The organism is Nocardia sputi (assembly GCF_023501985.1).
Map to the genome: position 1 here is coordinate 1 of NZ_JAMFLC010000029.1, position 18,768 is coordinate 18,768.

Below are 18,768 nucleotides of genomic sequence, written 5' to 3' on the forward strand. Positions count from 1 at the left end.
GTGAATCACGGCGGTTCTTTCGGCTTACGGCGGACGTGGGAGTTGGCGCTTCACATCCTGCCGCCGAAAGAACCGCCCCTCAGCACACCACCCCTGCACCGCGTCACCAACGTCACGACCCGCAACAGTTAGGGGTGGATTCGGTCTTCGGCGTAATCGCCGCGCCGCAGGACGCGATAGTCGGCTTCGGCGCTGTCGCCCAACGTCCCTGCGCGGTGAACGGGCTGCTGGGCGTGCGTCCCCAGTTGACCGCCACGCTCTCGGCGGATCATCGGGCCAGCGACGGCGCGGTCGGAGCCCGCTTTCTCAACACTGTCGCCGACCTGCTCCAACAGCCAGAGGAGTTGTGAAGCATGATGCCCGGAACCATGTTCCGCGAGAAGGCCGAAGGCATAGTGCGCGACGCACTGCGCGGATTCGCCGGCGAGGCCGACATCTCCGCCCTCGGCCAGGACGAACCTTTGCGCAGCGCATTGGAACTCGACTCGATCGACTTCCTCAGCTTCGTGGAACGGCTCTCCACCGCAGGCGGCCGGATCGAGGAGAGCGACTACCCACGGCTTTCGACGATCCGCTCTTGCGTCGACTTCCTCACCAGTCCCCGCTGAACCCCACCCCGATGGCTCTGCGTACGGAGGGGCGTTGAGCTCAGCGGTCTGGGACGATTCTGGCGTCGTCGACCACCTCCACGTGGCGCACACCGTCAACAGTGCGGACCAGAGCGGCGATGACCCGTTGTTCGCTGGGATCGGCGAACATGCCGCGAACGGTGACCACTCCGTCGGATATCTCGATCGACCACTGCCGACGGCTGCCTGCGTAGTCGTCCAGCAATGCTCGGATTCTCGCGTCGATGGTTGCGTCATCGCTGATCAAGGCGCGCAGCAGGTCGCGACGAGATACGATTCCGACAAGTAGTCCGGCCTCCACGACGGGCATTGATCGAAGGTGCCCGGTGAGCATGCGGGAGGCGATCGTCGCGGTGTCGGTACCGGGTGTGACGACCTCGACCGGTGCCGACATCACCTGTTCGACCGTGGCGGCTCCTATGTCGGGATCCGCTGCCAGTGCGTCTGATTCGGCCAGCATTCCGACCACTCGCCCCTGCTCGTCGACGACCGGCAGCGCGGCGAAGCCGTGCGCGGTCAGCAGTGCGGTCGCCTGACTCAACGGTGTTTCCGGCCGCGCCGTCACGACAGGTCGGCTGAGGACATCCCGTGCGTACATCGGTATCACCTCCGGAACGTGGCCGTGGACGTGTTGTCGTGCCGGGTCGAGAACAGGCCGCGACGTGGCTCGCGGGCACCCCGCTCGACGTTCGATGAGCGACAGGCGACTGGTCCGACGACATACGTTCAGCTTGATCGTCCTCCAGCGCCTACGTGAGAGGCGTCCTGCCCTCTCACTCCGGGACCAACGTCCTCGGGGCGTGGCGATGCCCAGGGTCCTGTGCATGTTCCGAACGGCCATCGGATGGTGACTTTCGTTTCTGTGGCAGCACGAAAGCGCAGCAGAAGATCGAGGTATAGGACGAGGCGATTCGACAGGCCGGGAGAGGCAGTTGTGACAATCACCAGATATGCGAGGTCAGGGCTCGGCGCTTCGCCGGTGTTGCCGGCATTGCGGCTGCCCGTCGGGGTGTCGCGGACGATGGGGGAGAGGTTGAGGCGGTTCTTCAAAATGCGTATCCGCGGCAACACACCGACACGCTCGACCCTTATCCGGTGATCGACGTGGGAGCAGGCAAGGTCGTGCCGTCACGCCGCGACCTCGGGCGTCGCTGGTTTGTCGCGGTTACCAGCGGCGAGGCCCTCGGCTTCGCATTGCTCGCCTGTGTCGGTGCGCTCATCGCCGACTCGTCGCCCGGCGTGATCGCTGCCGCGCTATTGATCGCGGGTGCGGTCGAAGGCAGTGTGCTGGGCTGGTTCCAAGCCCGCGTCCTGCGCAGCCGACTGCGGGGCTTTGCGGCCCGCGACTGGGTCGCGGCCACGGTCGTCGGTGCTGTCGTCGCATGGACCGTCGGACTGTTACCCCTCCTCTACGGTGACCGAATCGGTGACTGGCCGATCGGTATACAAATGCCGACGGTTTCGGCAGGTGCGATCGTGATGGTGTTCGCTCTCGGTGTCGCACAGTGGTATGTCTTGCGGCAATGGTCAGACCGAGCGGTTCTGTGGATCTGGGCCAACGCCGTGGGCTGGATCACCGGGCTGAGCGCTTTCCTGGTGGTCACCGGCCCGCTGTGGCGGCCTGGGCAACCGGCGGTGGTCACTGCGGTGATCGGGGCTCTCGCCGGTCTGGTGATGGCCGCGGTGATGGCAGCGACCACGGGAGCGTTCCTGGTGCGCATCCTGGAGCCGGGACATCTGAGGGCTTCCTCTCGAACAGGTGAGAACACTCGTCGCGGTTGGAAGTCGCGCGGTCGGCTGGATTCGCCGACGACATCACCCCGCACCAAATCGTGAACCGATGCAACGGCAGCGACGCGATCGGCCCCGTCGGCCGCCGCCCTGGTGTGCACGACGGCTCCGGGCGGCGCGCGGTGTACGGCTTGCCTCACGGAATCGTTACACCGGCGTTGACCGAGACGCTTCTTCCGTAGATTCGGCCCCGGATCCCGGTTCGAGCCCCAGCACGGTCGCGAAGCCCGCAGTGAGGCACTCGGTCAGCGTTTCCAGGTCCGGGATCGCGGCGGTGTCCGCATTGATTCCGATGTAACAGGTCCCGGCGTGCGAGGTCAGCGTCACGTTGACGGCCGTACCGATGGTTGGGGCGAAGGCGTACATCCGCTCGATCCGCGCACCGGCGATGTAAAGAGGCACGGGGGAGCCCGGGACGTTGGAGGCGACGAAGTCGACGTGTTTGAGCATTTCGGTCAGCAGCCCGGCAGGCAGCCGATTCAGCGCGGCCGCGATGGCACCCGACAGCGGTATCGCCGGTTCGCGACGCCAACCCGCGACCGCGGCGCCGACAGCTCGCATCAGGTCCGCGGTCTCGGCGCCGCTGACCGGCAACGCGAAGCGAGCGAGGGTGATACGGTTGCCGCCGAGCGGGTCGTCAGCGGTGCGGAGACTGATCGGCATCGTCACCCGCAGGTGGTCGATCGTCGCTCCGTGCCGGTCGTGATATGTGCGCAGCCCGATCACCACAGCGGTCAGGAAGGCGTCGTTCAGGGTGCAACCCGTGGCCCACGCGGCGCCGCGTAGCCGCTCGAGGGAAATGTCGAGCACCGCCAACCGGCGACCGAGACTTCGTCCGGTCATCACGGGTGACATCGTCGTAGTGATGGGCCTCGCCAAGTGGACGAGCGAGTTCGCCAGCGCGGCGCTGTCGCGGACCGCCTGCGCGGGATTGGTCAGTGCCCGCCAGAAGGTCGGCGGCGTAGAACGGATACCGCCGCGAAGAAGATCTGAGCCGACCGACCAGTTCCACACCATGATGTCGCGAAGTGAGCTCGTGCGGTCGTCCAGCGGCTCGGGCGGATGACCATGGTCGGTGCCCGCGCGGTCGAAATCGAGCAGCGACGTAGCGATCTGGATGCCGCCGATGCCATCGGTGAGACTGTGGTGCACAGTCAGCACCAGGGCGCATCCGCCCCCCTTCAAACCGCCGAGCAAGGTCGAACGCCACAGCGGGCGGACCGGATCGAATCCGGTCATCGCCTCGGTTCGCGCGAAGTCGAGCACTGCGGACATGGTCGCCGGTTCCGGTAGCGCGGATCGACGCACATGCCAAGAGAGGTCGAAATCCGGATCGAGTGCCCACCTCGGAGGGGCGAGGCCGAGCAACGAGTCGGCGAGCCGATGTCGCAATCTGGGCACGAGACGAGTACCGCGATCCATCGTTCGCGTCAAGCGATCCCAGTCCGGTTCGGTGTCGAGGACGAGGACCGACACGATTGTCGAGCGAAGGACCGGATCGCGCTCCATGTTCCACGAGAACAGGTCCGACTGCGACATGTGGGATTCGCGGGAGTCCATTACCTGCTGCCTTCCTCTACCAGGTGCCTCGTCGAACCGCTGCGTGTTCTCAGCCGTGCGTCCGGCCTTGTTCCACGGGGCGCGCGGTGTGAATGAGGGCCTGCGAACTGACGATAGTTGCGTGCAGGGCCGGGCAATCGGCACGCCTCGGATCGCGGACCTCGGCACCGGCGGTGAGGAAGATCGAATCTCGAGGCGGGCAGCAGGTAAGGCATCTCACCGGCGAACGGTCCGCGCCCGATCGCGCGGGGCCCCAGGCACACGACGGTTTCCATACCGTTCAGTCTGTTCAGTTGTGGTCGACGGCAAACGATGACGAAGACCCTTATCCGAAGGCCTTTTGTCCTATACCCGGAAGCGTATCCGGGAGCAGAGGCCATCGTCTGCCCATCCGATCGGCCGCCGGGTGTTGCTCATCCACGCCTGACGGCGGCAGAAGCCGGGACCACCGCACCGCGCCAGGCGTCCAACGCTGTGCCGATCGAGCCCTCGATCGGCTGTGCGGTGTCGAGCACGAGCGCCTCAGGCCATGGCGTTGCCGCGGCCGCCAACGCGGCCGCGATCGCGGGTGTGGCGTCCGAGTCGCCCTGGGGTCTGGCGCCGATCCGCTCGGCGGCGAGGGGCCGGGGACAGACGCACCGCAGCGGTACCAGATCACTGCGAGTCTCGTCGGCCAAGGCGGCGGCTCGGGCGCGCTGGTCGGAGTCTGTCCAGCTGGCGTCGAGAATTACCGAGATTCCGCGCTCGAGCCGCTGCCGAGCCTGGTCCAACATCTGAGTATATACGAGTGCTTTCACGGCAGGCCGATAGACGCCGGCCCCGAAGATGCCCGCCGCGCCAGTGATGGATCCCGTGGTGCGCAGCTCAGCGCGGACACTATCGCTGGAAATCATGACTGCGCCGGTGGCCGCCGCCAACCGGGCTGCCACCGTGGACTTTCCGGTGCCGGGCAGGCCACCCACGAGCACCAGACGGACGGCGCCCTGCTCCAGGTGTTCGACGGCGAGGTCGAGATGCCGCTCGGCACGCCCGGCCGCTTGCACATCCCCCTGGTCGGCGCGGATATGGTCGGTCTTCGCCCGGACCATCGCCCGGTATGCGATGTAGTGGTGCCGAAGTGACGGCGGGGGCGAGTCGCCTGCCGCGTGCAAGTAATCTTCGAGAAACGAGTCGGATTCCCCTGGGTGCCCCAAGAATTCGAGGTCCATCGCCAGAAAGGCGGCGTCATCGACGCCGTCGACATAGCGGAGTTCATCGTCGAAGTCGAGGCAGTCCAGAATTCGGAAGCCGTCCGGCAGGACGAAGATATCCTCGGCTAGTAGATCGCCGTGACCGTCGACGATGCGGCCGTCGGCAATGCGCTCCGTCAGCAGGGCGTTGCGGCCGTCGATGTAGCGCATGGCCAGATGTTCGGCGCGAACGAAGAGGTCGGGATCGCTCATCTCGTGCGTATATTGCCGCAGGGGTCGTAGTAGACTGTTCCATCGCCGACGCAACTGCGCAGGTGTACCGGCGCGATCGATGTCGGCGCCGCGGCGAGCGCCCGCGTGGAAGCGCGCCAGGGTCTGCGCGAGCGCGGACAGTTCGACGGCTTCGCGAGCCGGGCCGGTGAGCGTGGTGGACAGTCGTGACGCGTCCGGCATCCGGCGCATCACGATGATCGGTTCGTCGGCGCCGCCTTCCGGGTCTGTCAGATGGGCCAGACCGAGATAGACGTCGGGTGCGAGGCGCTGATTCAGCTCGAGTTCGCGAGCGCACGCCCGCTCCCGGTTCTCGGGCGTGCCGAAATCGAGGAAGTCGGTGATGACCGGTTTCTTCGCCTTGTACGCGCGGTCCCCACACAGCACCACCAGCCCGGTATGCGTCTCACGTAATTGCGCGAACGGTTCCTGTGCGTGGGAGGTGCCGGGCACGGTGCGCAAGGTCGAGACATCGAACATGACGGCGCTCCCTCTCGAAGACGAGTCGATCTGCCGGACGATTGGTTCCATCGCGCCAGGCAGGACCTCCCGGCACGACCAGTCTCACAGGAAGCACCCGAGATAATCTGGAGGACGAATTCCCCTCTGTCGCGGTACGAATGTCATCGGCGCGCGAGGACTACAGCGTCGCCTGGGGGCCATTTCCCTGCCGAGCGCTGATGTCGCGGTCCTGCCCGGCCACGCTCGACACCGCCGCGACGAGTTCGAGCTGAGCAAGCATCAAACCGATGTCCGGATCGACCCTGCCGGAAAGCGCAACCGACCGGTCCCGCCAGTAGCTAGCGACAAACAGTCGCCAGACAGAGACCGGGTGTCGAGGGCAGGGACCTTAGTCCCAGCGCCTGAGGGGCCGCCGACTCTGCTACGGCCGTGCGCCAGTGGGCAGAGTAATCGGTGCCGGACAGCGATGCGCTGTGACGGAGACCGAGGCGTCCGGTCGTTTCACGGACTTCGTGTGGCGGGACAGCGATCATCTCCACAGACGACGGGCCAGGGTCCGGAGAACTCGACGCTCGACTAGATCGGCCTGTCGCGACATAGGCCCGTCGATGCGCGCGCCCGTCTCCGGCGAGGTCGCTGCGAAAGGACGGAGCGAGGAGGTTCCGGTGGGCCGGATCGTGACATTGACGATGAATCCCGCGATCGATCTCGCGACTCGGGTCGAGCGAGTCGTACCGACCGACAAGATGCGCTGCGCGAGACCACGCTTCGACCCAGGCGGTGGCGGGATCAATGTCGCGCGCACGGTGGCCGAGCTGGGCGTCGAGGTGACCGCGGTCTTTCCCACCGGCGGCCCGAGCGGTCGCCTGCTCGAGCAGTTGGTGCGCGATACCGGAGTGCCGCCGCGGCCGGTGCGGGTAGCCGAATCGACCCGGGAAAGTCTCTCGGTCACCGAAACCATCAGCGGCGAGCAGTACCGATTCGTCTTTCCAGGCCCGCGGCTCACCGACCCGGAACAGCATCGCTGCCTGGCCGAGGTGGAGCGTGCGGTGCGCCGCGGGAGCTACCTCGTGGCCAGCGGAACTCTGCCACCGGGTGTGTCCTCGGACTTTTATCAGACCCTCACCGATCTCGCCGGCGAACTCGGTGTGCGTGTGGTGCTGGATACTTCGGACATCGCGTTGCGCAGTATCCGCCGCGGCGTCTATCTGATCAAGCCCAGCGTGCGGGAACTCGGCGACTACGTCGGGCATCCGCTGATCGATCGCACGGAACAGTTGTCGCAGGCTCGGCGGCTCGTCTCCGACGGAATGACCGAGATCGTCCTGCTTTCCCTCGGCGCCGCCGGAGCGCTCATGGTGACTCGTGACCGGCACGAGTGGTTCGCGGCGATCCCGGCGCGGGTGCGCAGCGGTATCGGTGCAGGCGATGCGATGGTGGGCGGCACCACGGTGGGGCTGACACGGGGATACGAACTCGCCGACGCGGTGCGTCTGGGTATCGCCGCCGCGACGGCAGCGCTGGCCACGGCGGGTACCGGCCCCGGGCGCTGCGGGCACATCGCGGAGCTGTACCGAGAATCTCTGCTCGACGACGGCTCTGGTGGGGAGGCCGATGACCTCGCGCGGCCGACGGCCCCGCCGCTGCGGTAGCCGCCCGACGCGCTCCGAGCCACAGTACGTGGACAGGACAGAGGTGGACAGATGTCAGCGCGGCCGCCATCCGACGGGTCTGCGGGAAAGTGTGGGACGTTCGACCTCCGCCTTCGAGTCGATGTCCTCCTCCAACGCCCTCCGCGAAGCCGCACGCTGAGAGTGCAACGACGGCAGCGAGCGAATGGGGAAACCGTGCTGGTAAACGAGGACTTGCGACTAGCGGACCGGATCGTACGCGTATTCGGTCGGCGTGCCGTGGTGGGCGCCGCGGTCGCCGTGGTGCGTGAGGGTCGAATGGAGTTCGCTGGGCACGGGATGGCCGACCTCGCGGCGAACCGTCCGGTCACCCAGGACACGATCTTCCGGATCGCGTCCATCACCAAAACATTCACCGCGATCGCGGTGATGCAGATGTGGGAGCGCGGACTGATCGATCTCGATGCCCCGGCGAGCACGTATCTACGCGCTTATCGTCTGGTCCCCGCCGATTCGCGGTTCGGGCCGGTAACGGCGCGCCACCTGCTGACCCACACCTCGGGCATCGGTGAGACAGCCCATCCCAGGCGGGTACTGGACCCCGATTTCGGAGAGAGCGTTGCGCCGGGCGAACCCGTACCGCCGCTGAGCCGGTACTACCGGCGCGGCCTGCGTGTCCACGCCGAACCGGGCAGCCGATGGACCTACACCAACCATGGCTTCGCCACCCTCGGCCAGATCGTCGCCGACGTCACCGGCGTCCCATTCGCCGATTATCTGCGCGAGCGGCTCTTCTTGCCGCTGGGCATGCTCGACACGAGTCTCACTCCGCCCGCAGCCGCGGCGCGGCGGGCGGTCGGATACCGACTGCGCGCGCACGGGCCGCAAGAGATCACCCATCGCGAGATGATCACCGCCGCGGCGTCCTCGGCCTACTCCACTCCGCGCGATATCGGCCGCTATATCGCCGCACTGCTCGGCGGCGGTGGCAACGAATACGGATCCGTGATCGAATCCGCGACGCTGGCGATGATGTTCGCACCGCAGTACCAGCCCGATCCCCGGGTGCCGGGAATGGGCCTCGGATTCTTCCGCGGTCAAGCCGGAAACCATCGGGTGCTCGAGCATCAGGGCATCCTGCCCGGTTTCAACTCCCAGATCTGGCTCGCCCCCGACGACGGACAGGCCGTCCTGGCCTTCGTCACCGGCGGTCATCGCGCCATGCTCTGGCTTCCGGCCGAATCCTCCGCCCTACTGCACGAGATCCTGGGTGTCGCGCAACCGGCGATCCGCGACGACGTCGCGCACCGACCGGAAATCTGGTCCGAGATCTGCGGCTTCTATCCACTGCCCGGAGCGCTCACCGATGTCCGCGCCCGATCGATGGTAGGAGCAGGCGCCGAAGTGCGGATCAGCGGTGGCCGACCAGTGCTGCGGGTGCTGACCCCGATTCCCGCCCTGGTGCGCGGACTGCCTCTGCACCCCGACGATACCGACGATCCCTTGGCCTTCCGCATCGATATGGGTCGGTGGGGCCTGGGCACCGGCAGGATTCTGTTCAGTCGAGAGTCCGGCACGGGGGCGATGAGGATGCACTTCGACCTGCATCCCATGACGCTGCGAAAGTCGAGAACCTTGCCGGCCCGGCGGGCGGAAAGGATGCCCAGATGACCGAGCCCGCGATTACGATCGCCGGCCTGACGAAATCGTTCGGTCCCGCGAAAGCGCTCGATGGACTGGATCTGACCGTAGGCACCGGTGAGATCCATGGGTTCCTGGGTCCGAACGGCTCGGGTAAGACGACGACGATTCGGATTCTGCTGGGACTGCTGCGTGCGGATTCCGGGACGGTGCGCATGCTCGGCGGTGATCCGTGGTCGGACGCAGTCGCACTGCACGCGCGATTGGCCTATGTGCCCGGTGAGGTCCTCCTCTGGCCCGGAATCACCGGCGGCGAGGTCATCGACTTGATGGGCCGTCTGCGCGGCGGGATCGACCGGCGCCGCCGCGCCGAATTGCTGGAGCGATTCGATCTCGATCCACACCAGAAGGCCCGTGCTTACTCGAAGGGCAACCGGCAGAAGGTCGCGCTCGTCGCGGCGTTGGCCTCGGACGCGGAGCTGCTGTTGCTCGACGAGCCGACCGTTGGCCTCGACCCCCTGAAAGAAGCCGAATTCCAGCGCTGCGTCGCGGAATGGAAGCACGAGGGCAGGACCGTCCTGCTGTCGAGTCACATTCTGGCCGAGGTGGAGGCACTGTGCGATCGGGTGAGCATCATCCGGTGCGGGCGCACCGTGGAAAGCGGCACCTTAGCCGAGCTGCGGCATCTGACCCGCACCACGATCACCGTCGAAACCATCCGGCCGCTGGCGGGGCTGGACGCGGTGGCGGGAGTGCACGACCTCGTCCGCGACGGCACTCGGGCCAGGTTCGATGTCGACACCGCCCACCTCGACGCCGTGACGCGCGTACTCGCTGATCTCGGCGTGCGCAGCCTCACCAGCACGCCACCCACACTCGAAGACATCTTCCTTCGGCACTACGGCGCCGCATCGGCCCCTTCAGGGGAGCAGAACCGGTGAGCACCGCCTTGATTTCGCGGCCGACGCTGCGGCAAGATCTCTCCGGGGCGGGCACGCTGCTGCGCTTCGCGCTGCGACGCGAGCGGTTCTCGCTGCCGTGCTGGCTGTTCGGCGCCGCCGCGCTGCTGGCGTTCCAGTCGGTCGGTAGTCAACGCTTCTACGACACGCCGCAGAAGCTCGCGCAGCTGCGCGAGACGATGAGTGCCAGTGCGGCCGCCGTCGCCATGGGAGGGCCGACGCAATTGCTGACGACCATCGGCGGCGAGATCGTTTTCGAGATACTCGCGTACCTGGCGGTCGTGGTCGCGTTGATGAATATGTTTCTGGTCGGCAGGCACACTCGCTCGGACGAGGAGACCGGGCGCGCGGAACTGCTCCGCTCGGCGCGGGTAGGGCGCCGGGCACCCACCGTCGCCGCGCTGACACTGGCGGGGCTGGCCGATACCGCCGTCGTGCTGGTGCTTTTCGTCGCCGCGGTCGGTACCGGGCTGCCGACGGGTGGCTCCCTGCTGCTGGGAGCAGTCACCGGGGGCGTGGGTGTCACGTTCGCCGCCGTCACCGCGGTCGCCGCGCAGATCTTCGAGAATCCGCGCAGCGTCTACGGGGCGGTCGGGCTTGCTCTGGCGGCCGCCTATGTAGCGCGCGCGATCGGCGATGTGGGCAACGGAGCCGCCTCCTGGGCATCGCCCATCGGATGGGCCCAGCGCAGCTACCCGTACGCCGGCGACCACTGGTGGACGGTGCTGCTGTTCGCCGCCGCCACCTTCGCTCTGACCGCTTCGGCCTTCGCTCTGCTGGATCGACGCGACTTCGGCGCCGGACTGCTCCCCTACGGCACGGGGCGCGCGACCGCGTCCTGGGCGCTGGGCTCGCCGCTCGGCCTTGCCTGGCGGTTGCAGCGCGGTTCGCTGGCCGGGTGGGCCGTGGCCGTTTTCGCGTTAGGCGCCGCGTACGGCTCGTTCGCCGACAGTATCGCGGATTATCTCGACGACAATCCCGAGATCGCCGCCTACCTTCCCGGCGGCGCGGCCGACGCGGTGAACTCGTATCTGTCCCTGACGGTGTCGATCGTCGCGCTGCTCACCGCCGCGTTCGGCGTCGCCAGTGTGCTGCGCGCGCGTGGGGAGGAAACCGCGGGACGCGCCGAGCCGCTGCTGGCGGCTCCGGTCAGCCGGTATCGCTGGCTGGCGAGCCATCTCGCCATCGCTGTGGGGGGCGGCGCGTTCGTGCTGACTGTCGGTGGTTTCGGCATCGGTCTGGCGTACGGGTTGACGATCTCCGATTCAGGACAGGCACTGCGTATGACCGGTGTGGCGCTGGTGTATCTACCGGCGGTCTGGTCGGTGATCGCGGTTGCGGTGCTCGGCCTCGGCTGGGCTCCGAGAGCGGCTGTAGCGGTGGCGTGGGCCGCCTTCGCCTACTGCGCCGTGGCGCTGCTCTTCGCGGCCGCATTCGATCTGCCCGACTGGTTCGACGACGCCTCGCCGTTCACCCACATTCCGAAGGTGCCGCTGTATACCGTCACCGCCACGCCCATACTCGTGATCATCCTGACCGCACTGGCCGGGCTGATACTCGCTGCCGCCGGTTTTCGCCGCCGCGACGTCGGGTATTGACCAGGACTCCGTCCACTGGCGAACACGTTGTCGCTCGTCGCGCGAGTACTCGGCGAGGCCCGAAGCGGAATGAGGACTGCCGATGATTCGGGCGTCTGCCTGGTTGGTCGGTGGGCGATCAGCCGTAGCACCACGCCATGCCGGAGGCGCGCGGGAGTTCTGCGATGCCGACCGATTTCACGCTTGTTCCCATCATCGATGAGGGGCTGGGCAACTCGACCTACCTGCTGGATCTGGGTGATGGCCGGGCGCTGGTGCTCGACCCGGAACGCGACCTGCGCCAAGTGCGCTCCGAAGCGCAGCAGCGCGGTCTGCGGATCGCGTTCGCTGTCGAAACCCACCTGCACGCCGACTTCATCTCCGGGGCGCGCGCTCGCCGATATCGACGGCGCGACCGTCCTGGCACCCGAGGTGGGGCCACGCGGATTCGAGGTGATCGCTCTCGGCGACGGCGACACCATCGCCATCGGCGCGTTCACCCTGCACGCGTGGTTCACCCCGGGCCATTCCCCCGAGCACCTGTCCTACCTGCTGCATGAGGAGGACAAACTGCTGGGAGTGTTCACCGGCGGATCGTTGATGGTCGGCACCGCCGGGCGCACCGACCTGGTCAGCCCCGAGCAGACGATCCCGCTGGCGCGGGACCAATATCGTTCGTTGCAGCGGCTGATGACCCTGCCCGAGGACACCCCGGTGTGGCCGACGCACGGTGCGGGGTCGTTCTGCTCGTCCTCACTTGGGGGTGAGCGGGTCAGCACCATCGGCAAAGAGCGCGCGACCAATCCGCTGCTGCAGGCCGACGGTGAGGACGCCTTCGTCGAGGCCCTGCTGGGCTCGATGGGCAGCTTCCCCGACTATTTCCTGCGGCTGGGCGAGATCAACCACAAGGGCCCGGCCGTGCTCGGCTCCACCCCGGAACTGGAGCCGCTGACCGCCGACGAGGTCACCGATTTGATCGCCGAGGGTGCCCAGGTCGTCGACGTGCGTCACCAGGCCGACTTCGCCGCCGAGCACATCCCCGGCGCACTGGCCATCACCCTGCGCCCGGTGTTCGCCACCTGGCTGGGCTGGCTGGCCGATACGAACCGGCCGATCGTCATCGTCCGCGACACCACACAGAATCCCGACGACATCGTCTGGGAAGCAGCCAAAGTCGGCTTCGACACCCTCGCCGGAGAATTGCACGGTGGCATGAACGCCTGGACCGGGCCGGTCGAAAGCGCCGCGGCGCAGCTGCTCGCCGCCGATCAGCTGACCGCGCACCCGTCGGCGGCGGTGCTGGATATCCGCCAGCACGGCGAGTACGCCGCCGGGCACGTCCCTGGTGCCCGCAACATTGAACTCGCTTCGCTCGCTGAGCATCTGGTCGATGTCCCGGCCGGGCCGGTGGTGGTGATGTGCGGCCACGGTGAGCGCGCCATGACCGCCGCCAGTCTCCTCGAACGCCACGGCCGCACCGATATCCGGGTGCTCGACGGCGGCCCCGGCGACTATGCCCGCGCCCTCGGCCAGGATCTGCAGGCCGGATCATGAGCCTGCGCGCCGGTGTGCGCCCCCCGGTATTGGGGTTGCGGGAGAACGCAGCCCAGTTCACGCTTCTGGTCGCGGTCAACGCGCTGGTCGGTGGAATGGTCGGCCAGCAGCAGACCGTGCTGCCGTTGTTGGCCGAATCCGAATTCGGGCTCACCGGCTACACACTCATCTTCACCTACGTCGCCGCGTTCGGGATCACCAAAGCCATCGCCAACTATTTCGCCGGCACCTTCTCCGACCGCTACGGCCGCAAACCGGTCCTGCTGGTGGGCTGGCTGTTCGCAGCCCCGGTGCCGCTGATGCTCATCACCGCCCCGAACTGGTGGTGGGTCGTGGCGGCCAACGTGCTACTGGGCATCAACCAGGGCCTGACCTGGTCGACCACCGTCGTCATGAAAATCGACCTCGTCGGGCCCACCCGCCGCGGACTGGCCCTGGGGCTGAACGAAGCCGCCGGCTACGGCGCCGTCGCGATCAGCTCCCTGCTCGCGGGCTACCTCGCCGAACACTACGGACTACGTCCGGCACCATTCCTGCTCGGGCTGGCCTACACCGCCCTGGCGTTGCTGCTGTCCGGGGTCTTCATCCGAGAAACCCGAGGCCACGCCCACCTGGAAGCAGGCCAGCACACCCCCCGCGCCGACGGCCTGCCACGACCACCTGCACGCCGAGCTCACCGACCGGCAAATCGCCGTCCAGACCAGCCTCAGAGAACCCGCCTTGTCCTCGGCCAGCCTCGCCGGACTGGTCAACAACCTCAACTTCGGCCTGTCCTGGGGACTGTTCCCGCTGCTGTTCGCCGCCTCCGAGCTGTCCGTCGGCCAGATCGGGCTGCTGTTCGCCCTCTACCCAGGGGTCTGGGGCGCCGGACAACTGGTCACCGGGGCACTGTCGGACCGCATCGGCCGCAAACACCTCATCACCACCGGTATGGCGACCCAAGCCGCCGCCCTCGCACTGATCGCCGCCTCCCACGGATTCGCAGGCTGGGCGGTCGGCACCATCCTGCTCGGAGCGGGCACCGCCATGGTCTATCCCACCCTGCTCGCGGTGATCGGCGATGTCGCCCACCCCGTCTGGCGCGGCCGCGCCGTCGGCGTCTACCGCGTCTGGCGCGACCTCGGCTACGCCGTCGGCGCCATCCTCGGCGGCATCGTCGCCGACCTGATGGGCCTGCACGCCGCGGTCTGGGCCGCCGCCGCAGTCAGCGCAGCCACCGCCGTGGCCGTTGGCATACGCATGTACGAAACCCACCGACCACCCGCCGAATCGGCACCGCACCCGAGCGCCGGTCAGAACAGGATGTCGCGAACGAAGAAGGAGCGATAACCGCTGCGCCCGAACCAGCTGAGGGGTGACGGCGATCGGTGTCACCGTCATCATCTATGCACCGCCGCCGTCCTGACTGATCAACCCACAGTGGCACTGGCGTGAGTTGGCGGGACTGTCTGATCTATCTCCGATCGGACCCTCCCCCGAGGAAACCACCGGCGACCGGGACGTGGTCCGGAAACGCGGTTCGGAGCGTGGTCGTCGTCGTGTCCAGGGCGCCACTGGTCCGGCGGGATGGCGACGCGAACGGCATCGATGTGCGCGCCGCAGCCGGTCCAGGTGGTCTTGCCACAGACACGGCACATGATGGAGGGGCACATCAGCGCTGTTCCTCGGCGCCTGCGAGGGTGGGCGGGCCCTGGTATGGGCGCTGCAGCGCGGCAAATCCGGGAGTGGTGGCCGCGATGATAACGGCAGCCAGCAGCTCGGCGGCGTGTCCGGGCTGGGGTGGCTCGGTCAAGACCGGACCGCTGAAGACGTGACCGTCGACGCTGATGATGGGGCTGCCGCTCCGCCCACCGAGCGCTGTTTGGCTGGCGTGATGGGTGTGGGCGACAGCGGTGTCGTAACGGGTGTCGTCGAGGGCTTCGATCAGCTGGTGATCAAAGCCGGTCGCGGTTAGCGCGGCAGCCATCGCGGCGTCGGCGTGGCTGCCGCCCGCATGCCACCGCTGACCCAACTCGAGGTAGAGCGGTGTGAACGCGGTCCGGCCGTATCGCTGGACGGCGGCGGCGAACACTCGGCCGAGCCGACGTGATCGGACGATCATCGGGGCGTGGTCGGCATCGACGTCGTGATCGCCGTTGAGCACGGCCAGGCTCATCTGCCGCACGGTCACCGCATGCTCGTCGGGGGCACTGTCGAGCAGCCACTGCGCCGCCACCCAAGCGAATGGGCATACAGGATCCACATACAGATCGATATCGGCCACTGAAATCCTCCTGTCACCGCCAGATACCCGGGCGGGTATATTGCTCATATCGTCAATGTACCCCCGGGGGTATCGCATGTCGAAGCGTCACAGGATCGGCCGGATATACCCCCAGCGGTATCATGACGGAGGTACCGAAGAAAGAAGGAGCAACCATGGTCGGCGACGAAACAGCTATCACCGAAACACTCAACAGGCTGCGGCGCGCGCATGGTCAGCTCGCCGGCGTCATCGCCATGATCGAGCAGGGTCGCGACTGCAAAGACGTTGTCACCCAACTCGCCGCGGTTTCCCGGGCACTCGACCGCGCCGGATTCAAGATCGTCGCGACCGGACTGCGCGAATGCCTCACCGGCCGAGCCTCCGACGGCCAGAAGCCGATGACCGTCGAGGAGCTGGAGAAGCTGTTCCTAGCTCTGGCCTGACTCGCAATCGTCCCCTCACGAAAGGACCGAACCATGAATCTGGGACTGTCCACCACTCTGCACACCAGCTTCGACGACGCCGTCGACCGGACCAGGGCCGCGCTGAACGAGCAAGGATTCGGCGTCCTCACCGAGATCGACGTCCGGGCCACCCTGAAAGCCAAGCTCGACGAGAACATGGAGGACTACCTCATCCTCGGCGCCTGCAATCCACCCTTGGCCCACGAAGCGGTCGAGATCGACCGGCAGATCGGACTCCTGCTGCCCTGCAACGTCGTCGTGCGCCAGAACCCCGGCTCCGATTCCGAGGTCATCGTCGAAGCAATGAATCCGCAACTCATGGTTCAGGTGACGAACGAACCGGCACTGCAACCCGTAGCCACCCGAGCAGCCGCCAAGCTGCAGGCCGCCATCGACTCCCTGAGCACCGCGAATTCCGTGTGACATACCCAGCGGGCGTAGTCCATCGGGTGCGAGTCAGCGGGAACCTGTGACGGTGAAAATGTCCGTCACCGGCCGCCGAGGAGTAGGCGGAATCATGTCCGCGTCGTCGGGCGCGATGCCGACGCGAATCAGCACCTGTGGGGCGGCCGGGCGAGGGACGAGTCCGTTGAGCACCCCGCGGGTGGTCGGCAATTCGGTGATGTGGGTCAGCGCGCAGGTCGCCAGTCCCGCGGCGGTGCATTCGAGCAGGACGGCCGATAATGCCTCTCCGGTACGCAGCCACTGGGTCACCGAGTCCCCTTCGCTGCTGAGCACCACCAGCCGCGCGTGATCATCGAGTCGGGCGCGTCGCTTCGAATGTGGGGCTGGAGGGAACGCGCGTCCGACTCCGACCCGAGCGTTTTCGGCGTCGGAGACCAGCGCGGAGGCAGGTACGCCCTCGGGGGTATCCGAATGTCCTGCCCACCATTCCAATTCGGTTTGGTATAGCAAGTCGTGGCGGCGCAGAGCCCCGGCCTGCTCGGAGGCGGTGGCCAGCCGAGGGCGTGCGTTGTCATCCAGGACGGTGAGTTCCACCTCGTGCGGTGAGGTGAGCATCCGCAGTCGGGGGAGGATATCGGCGAAGCCCTCCGGTTCGGTCATCGGTAGCCGGTCGGTGCGCCGCCGCTCGATGGCGAGCGCTCGGGTGTGGATACCCTCGGGTGGGTCCGGCCACGGCCGGAATTCGACTACCGCGAGGTGGTCGGGTCGCTGCCGGTCGGGTACCCGCATCGTGTCGGTGTGCCAGCCCTGGTCGGCGAAAGCGGTCCGCGCGTGGTGCAGCATGGCCCCGCAGCTGATCACCAGTTGGCGCCCGTGCGGGTCGGTCGAAGGCAGTACCCGGTCGGCGTCGGTGTAGAGGTGTAGGCGTGTGCCGTCGAACACCCACCGCCACAGCTGGGTATTGTGCACCGAAGGCGCGCGGGTGGCCAGCCCCAACGCGGCCAGGATCGTCCGATGATCGGGCACCGAAATGGCGGGTGCATCGTCGTTCGCGGTCATTCCTCGAGTGTTCTCGGTACGCGAAACTGCGGATACGGGCCATGCGTCCGCAGCCTGGGGCCTTTTGTCATCTTGGATGGCCGGTGCTCCCGTCCATGCCTCTCCACGCGCTGTGTGATACCCCGCAGCATCTTCCGCTCCATCACCAGACTGCCAGGTTCCATCACGAGGACGGTGAAGACGCGCGTGCTGGGACCAGCGAGGGCACTGGTCCCTGCGGGATCGGATGGAGCGTGGGGTATGGACGAACTCAATCGGGCTTGCGGGCGGATTCAGGCATTTCGAGGACCTCGCTGAGCGGGCGGCGTGAAGTCGCCGGGGCGTTCGGCGCCGATTCGGGCGCGATACCAACGCGGATCAAGACCTGGGGGAGCCCGGAGTGTCCGGTCAACTCGCGGACCACGGCACGGCTGCTCGGCACCTCGGTCAGGTGGGTCAACGGACAGGTCGCGAACCCGGCGAGTGTGCACTCCAATAACACCGTGGACAGCACCTCACCGCAGTGCACCAGGTCCTCGGGTGTGTCGCGGTCAGTGGACAGGACGAGGATCACCGAATGGTCCTCGGTGATCTCGCCGCGCCGGTCGCCGGTGGTGGTCGGAAACTTGCGGCCCACGCTCACTCGCTGCCGTTCCTCCTGGGAGATCAGCGCGTTGCTGGGCACTCCCGCGTCGGCGATCGTATGCCCGGTCCACCATTGCAGTTCGGCGTGGTAGCCGGCGTCGTAGCGGCGCAGTGCCGCGCTCATCTCCGAGGCGCGGGCGAGGCTGGGGCGGCTCTCGTCACCCAGCACGTCGAGTGTTGCGTCGAAGGGATCGAAGGTCGATCGTAGGACCTCTTCGAAGTCGGGCCATCCGGTGGGCGCTTGGAACGGCAGCCGGTCGGTGTGCCGCCGGAGGATGGCGTCGGCGCGAGCACGCTCGGCTTCGGTGACGATCCGAGCTGGTTCGAAGGTCATGTTGGCCAGGTGTTCGCGGCGGTTGGGATCGGGGAAGCGGGCGACATGGACTCGCCAGCCCGCCGCGGCCATCGCGGCGCGCAGATGGTCCAGAGCGATACCGCAGCTGATCAGCATCTGTCTGCCGGATGTGTCCGTCGCCGGAAGCATGCGTTCGGGCGCCGCGAACAGGCGCAGGGTGTGGCCGTCGAAGCTCCAGTGCCAGGGTTGGCTGTTGTGCAGCGACGGCGCCCGGCCGGCGAGCAAAACGGCCTTCTCGATGGTTTCTCCGGACGGTAGCTGGTTCATACCGTCACGGTAGGGATCCAGAGGCGATGTCCGGAGGAGTCGTAGGTCCCGAATCCCACCGCAGGTGGTCCCCTGTCGGCCGAGT

At 67.2% G+C, this 18,768-nt stretch carries 17 protein-coding genes and 1 pseudogene; 11 read left to right on the forward strand and 7 right to left on the reverse strand.

The annotated features are described in order from the left end of the window. The first annotated feature begins 134 nt into the window (after positions 1-134). The gene (locus tag M8859_RS37385; RefSeq protein WP_249645340.1) at positions 135-350 is read left to right on the forward strand and encodes a 2-oxo acid dehydrogenase subunit E2; all 216 of its coding nucleotides are present in this window, start codon (positions 135-137) and stop codon (positions 348-350) included. 3 nt (positions 351-353) lie between these two features. Beyond that, the gene (locus tag M8859_RS31085; protein WP_249645341.1) at positions 354-608 is read left to right on the forward strand and encodes a phosphopantetheine-binding protein; all 255 of its coding nucleotides are present in this window, start codon (positions 354-356) and stop codon (positions 606-608) included. A 40-nt stretch (positions 609-648) separates the two neighbouring features. Here the strand turns inward: M8859_RS31085 and M8859_RS31090 are convergent, their stop codons facing one another. Continuing rightward, positions 649-1,227 carry a CBS domain-containing protein gene (locus M8859_RS31090; RefSeq protein WP_195071768.1) on the reverse strand — a complete coding sequence of 193 codons (579 nt, stop codon included), beginning with the start codon at positions 1,225-1,227 and terminating at the stop codon, positions 649-651. A 497-nt stretch (positions 1,228-1,724) separates the two neighbouring features. Here M8859_RS31090 and M8859_RS31095 point away from each other — a divergent pair, with 497 nt between their 5' ends. Further along, on the forward strand, positions 1,725-2,465 hold the full coding sequence (locus tag M8859_RS31095) for a hypothetical protein (protein ID WP_195071769.1): 741 nt from the start codon (positions 1,725-1,727) through the stop codon (positions 2,463-2,465). A 102-nt stretch (positions 2,466-2,567) separates the two neighbouring features. Here M8859_RS31095 and M8859_RS31100 read toward each other — a convergent pair whose 3' ends face one another. Continuing rightward, positions 2,568-3,980 carry a wax ester/triacylglycerol synthase domain-containing protein gene (locus tag M8859_RS31100; RefSeq protein ID WP_308221242.1) on the reverse strand — a complete coding sequence of 471 codons (1,413 nt, stop codon included), beginning with the start codon at positions 3,978-3,980 and terminating at the stop codon, positions 2,568-2,570. A 413-nt stretch (positions 3,981-4,393) separates the two neighbouring features. Next, a complete protein-coding gene (locus M8859_RS31105) occupies positions 4,394-5,920 on the reverse strand; it encodes a bifunctional aminoglycoside phosphotransferase/ATP-binding protein (protein WP_195071770.1) in 1,527 nt (508 codons plus the stop codon). Positions 5,921-6,567: 647 nt separating this feature from the next. Between M8859_RS31105 and M8859_RS31110 the strand changes: the two genes are divergently transcribed. The 6 genes and pseudogenes from M8859_RS31110 to M8859_RS31135 all read left to right on the forward strand — a co-directional run bounded on the left by M8859_RS31110 (position 6,568) and on the right by M8859_RS31135 (position 14,593). Continuing rightward, on the forward strand, positions 6,568-7,554 hold the full coding sequence (locus tag M8859_RS31110) for a 1-phosphofructokinase family hexose kinase (protein WP_195071771.1): 987 nt from the start codon (positions 6,568-6,570) through the stop codon (positions 7,552-7,554). 195 nt (positions 7,555-7,749) lie between these two features. Continuing rightward, a complete protein-coding gene (locus M8859_RS31115) occupies positions 7,750-9,204 on the forward strand; it encodes a serine hydrolase domain-containing protein (protein WP_249645342.1) in 1,455 nt (484 codons plus the stop codon). Next, a complete protein-coding gene (locus M8859_RS31120; RefSeq protein WP_195071773.1) occupies positions 9,201-10,115 on the forward strand; it encodes an ABC transporter ATP-binding protein in 915 nt (304 codons plus the stop codon). The genes M8859_RS31115 and M8859_RS31120 overlap by 4 nt, the downstream gene beginning before the upstream one ends. Beyond that, positions 10,112-11,731 carry an ABC transporter permease gene (locus tag M8859_RS31125; protein WP_249645343.1) on the forward strand — a complete coding sequence of 540 codons (1,620 nt, stop codon included), beginning with the start codon at positions 10,112-10,114 and terminating at the stop codon, positions 11,729-11,731. The genes M8859_RS31120 and M8859_RS31125 overlap by 4 nt, the downstream gene beginning before the upstream one ends. Positions 11,732-11,971: 240 nt before the next feature. Further along, positions 11,972-13,264, forward strand: a complete 1,293-nt coding sequence (locus tag M8859_RS31130; RefSeq protein WP_249645344.1) for a rhodanese-like domain-containing protein — start codon at positions 11,972-11,974, stop codon at positions 13,262-13,264. After that, positions 13,261-14,593 (forward strand): annotated as a pseudogene (locus tag M8859_RS31135) (MFS transporter). Before M8859_RS31130 ends, M8859_RS31135 begins: the two are co-directional and overlap by 4 nt. An 80-nt stretch (positions 14,594-14,673) precedes the next feature. Here the strand turns inward: M8859_RS31135 and M8859_RS37940 are convergent. Continuing rightward, the gene (locus M8859_RS37940; protein WP_504928423.1) at positions 14,674-14,916 is read right to left on the reverse strand and encodes a DUF8730 family Cys-rich protein; all 243 of its coding nucleotides are present in this window, start codon (positions 14,914-14,916) and stop codon (positions 14,674-14,676) included. Beyond that, positions 14,916-15,527 carry a mycothiol-dependent nitroreductase Rv2466c family protein gene (locus M8859_RS31140; RefSeq protein WP_195071774.1) on the reverse strand — a complete coding sequence of 204 codons (612 nt, stop codon included), beginning with the start codon at positions 15,525-15,527 and terminating at the stop codon, positions 14,916-14,918. Before M8859_RS31140 ends, M8859_RS37940 begins: the two co-directional genes overlap by 1 nt. A 155-nt stretch (positions 15,528-15,682) precedes the next feature. Between M8859_RS31140 and M8859_RS31145 the strand changes: the two genes are divergently transcribed. Beyond that, positions 15,683-15,952 (forward strand): metal-sensitive transcriptional regulator, encoded by a 270-nt coding sequence (locus M8859_RS31145; RefSeq protein WP_195071775.1) that lies wholly within the window; start codon positions 15,683-15,685, stop codon positions 15,950-15,952. 33 nt (positions 15,953-15,985) lie between these two features. Further along, positions 15,986-16,396, forward strand: a complete 411-nt coding sequence (locus M8859_RS31150) for a DUF302 domain-containing protein (RefSeq protein WP_195071776.1) — start codon at positions 15,986-15,988, stop codon at positions 16,394-16,396. Between the two features lie 33 nt (positions 16,397-16,429). Here the strand turns inward: M8859_RS31150 and M8859_RS31155 are convergent, their stop codons facing one another. After that, positions 16,430-17,437, reverse strand: coding sequence for an Acg family FMN-binding oxidoreductase (locus M8859_RS31155; protein ID WP_249645345.1), 1,008 nt, complete (start codon positions 17,435-17,437; stop codon positions 16,430-16,432). A 250-nt stretch (positions 17,438-17,687) separates the two neighbouring features. Beyond that, a complete protein-coding gene (locus M8859_RS31160) occupies positions 17,688-18,683 on the reverse strand; it encodes an Acg family FMN-binding oxidoreductase (RefSeq protein WP_195071778.1) in 996 nt (331 codons plus the stop codon). Positions 18,684-18,768 lie beyond the last annotated feature (85 nt).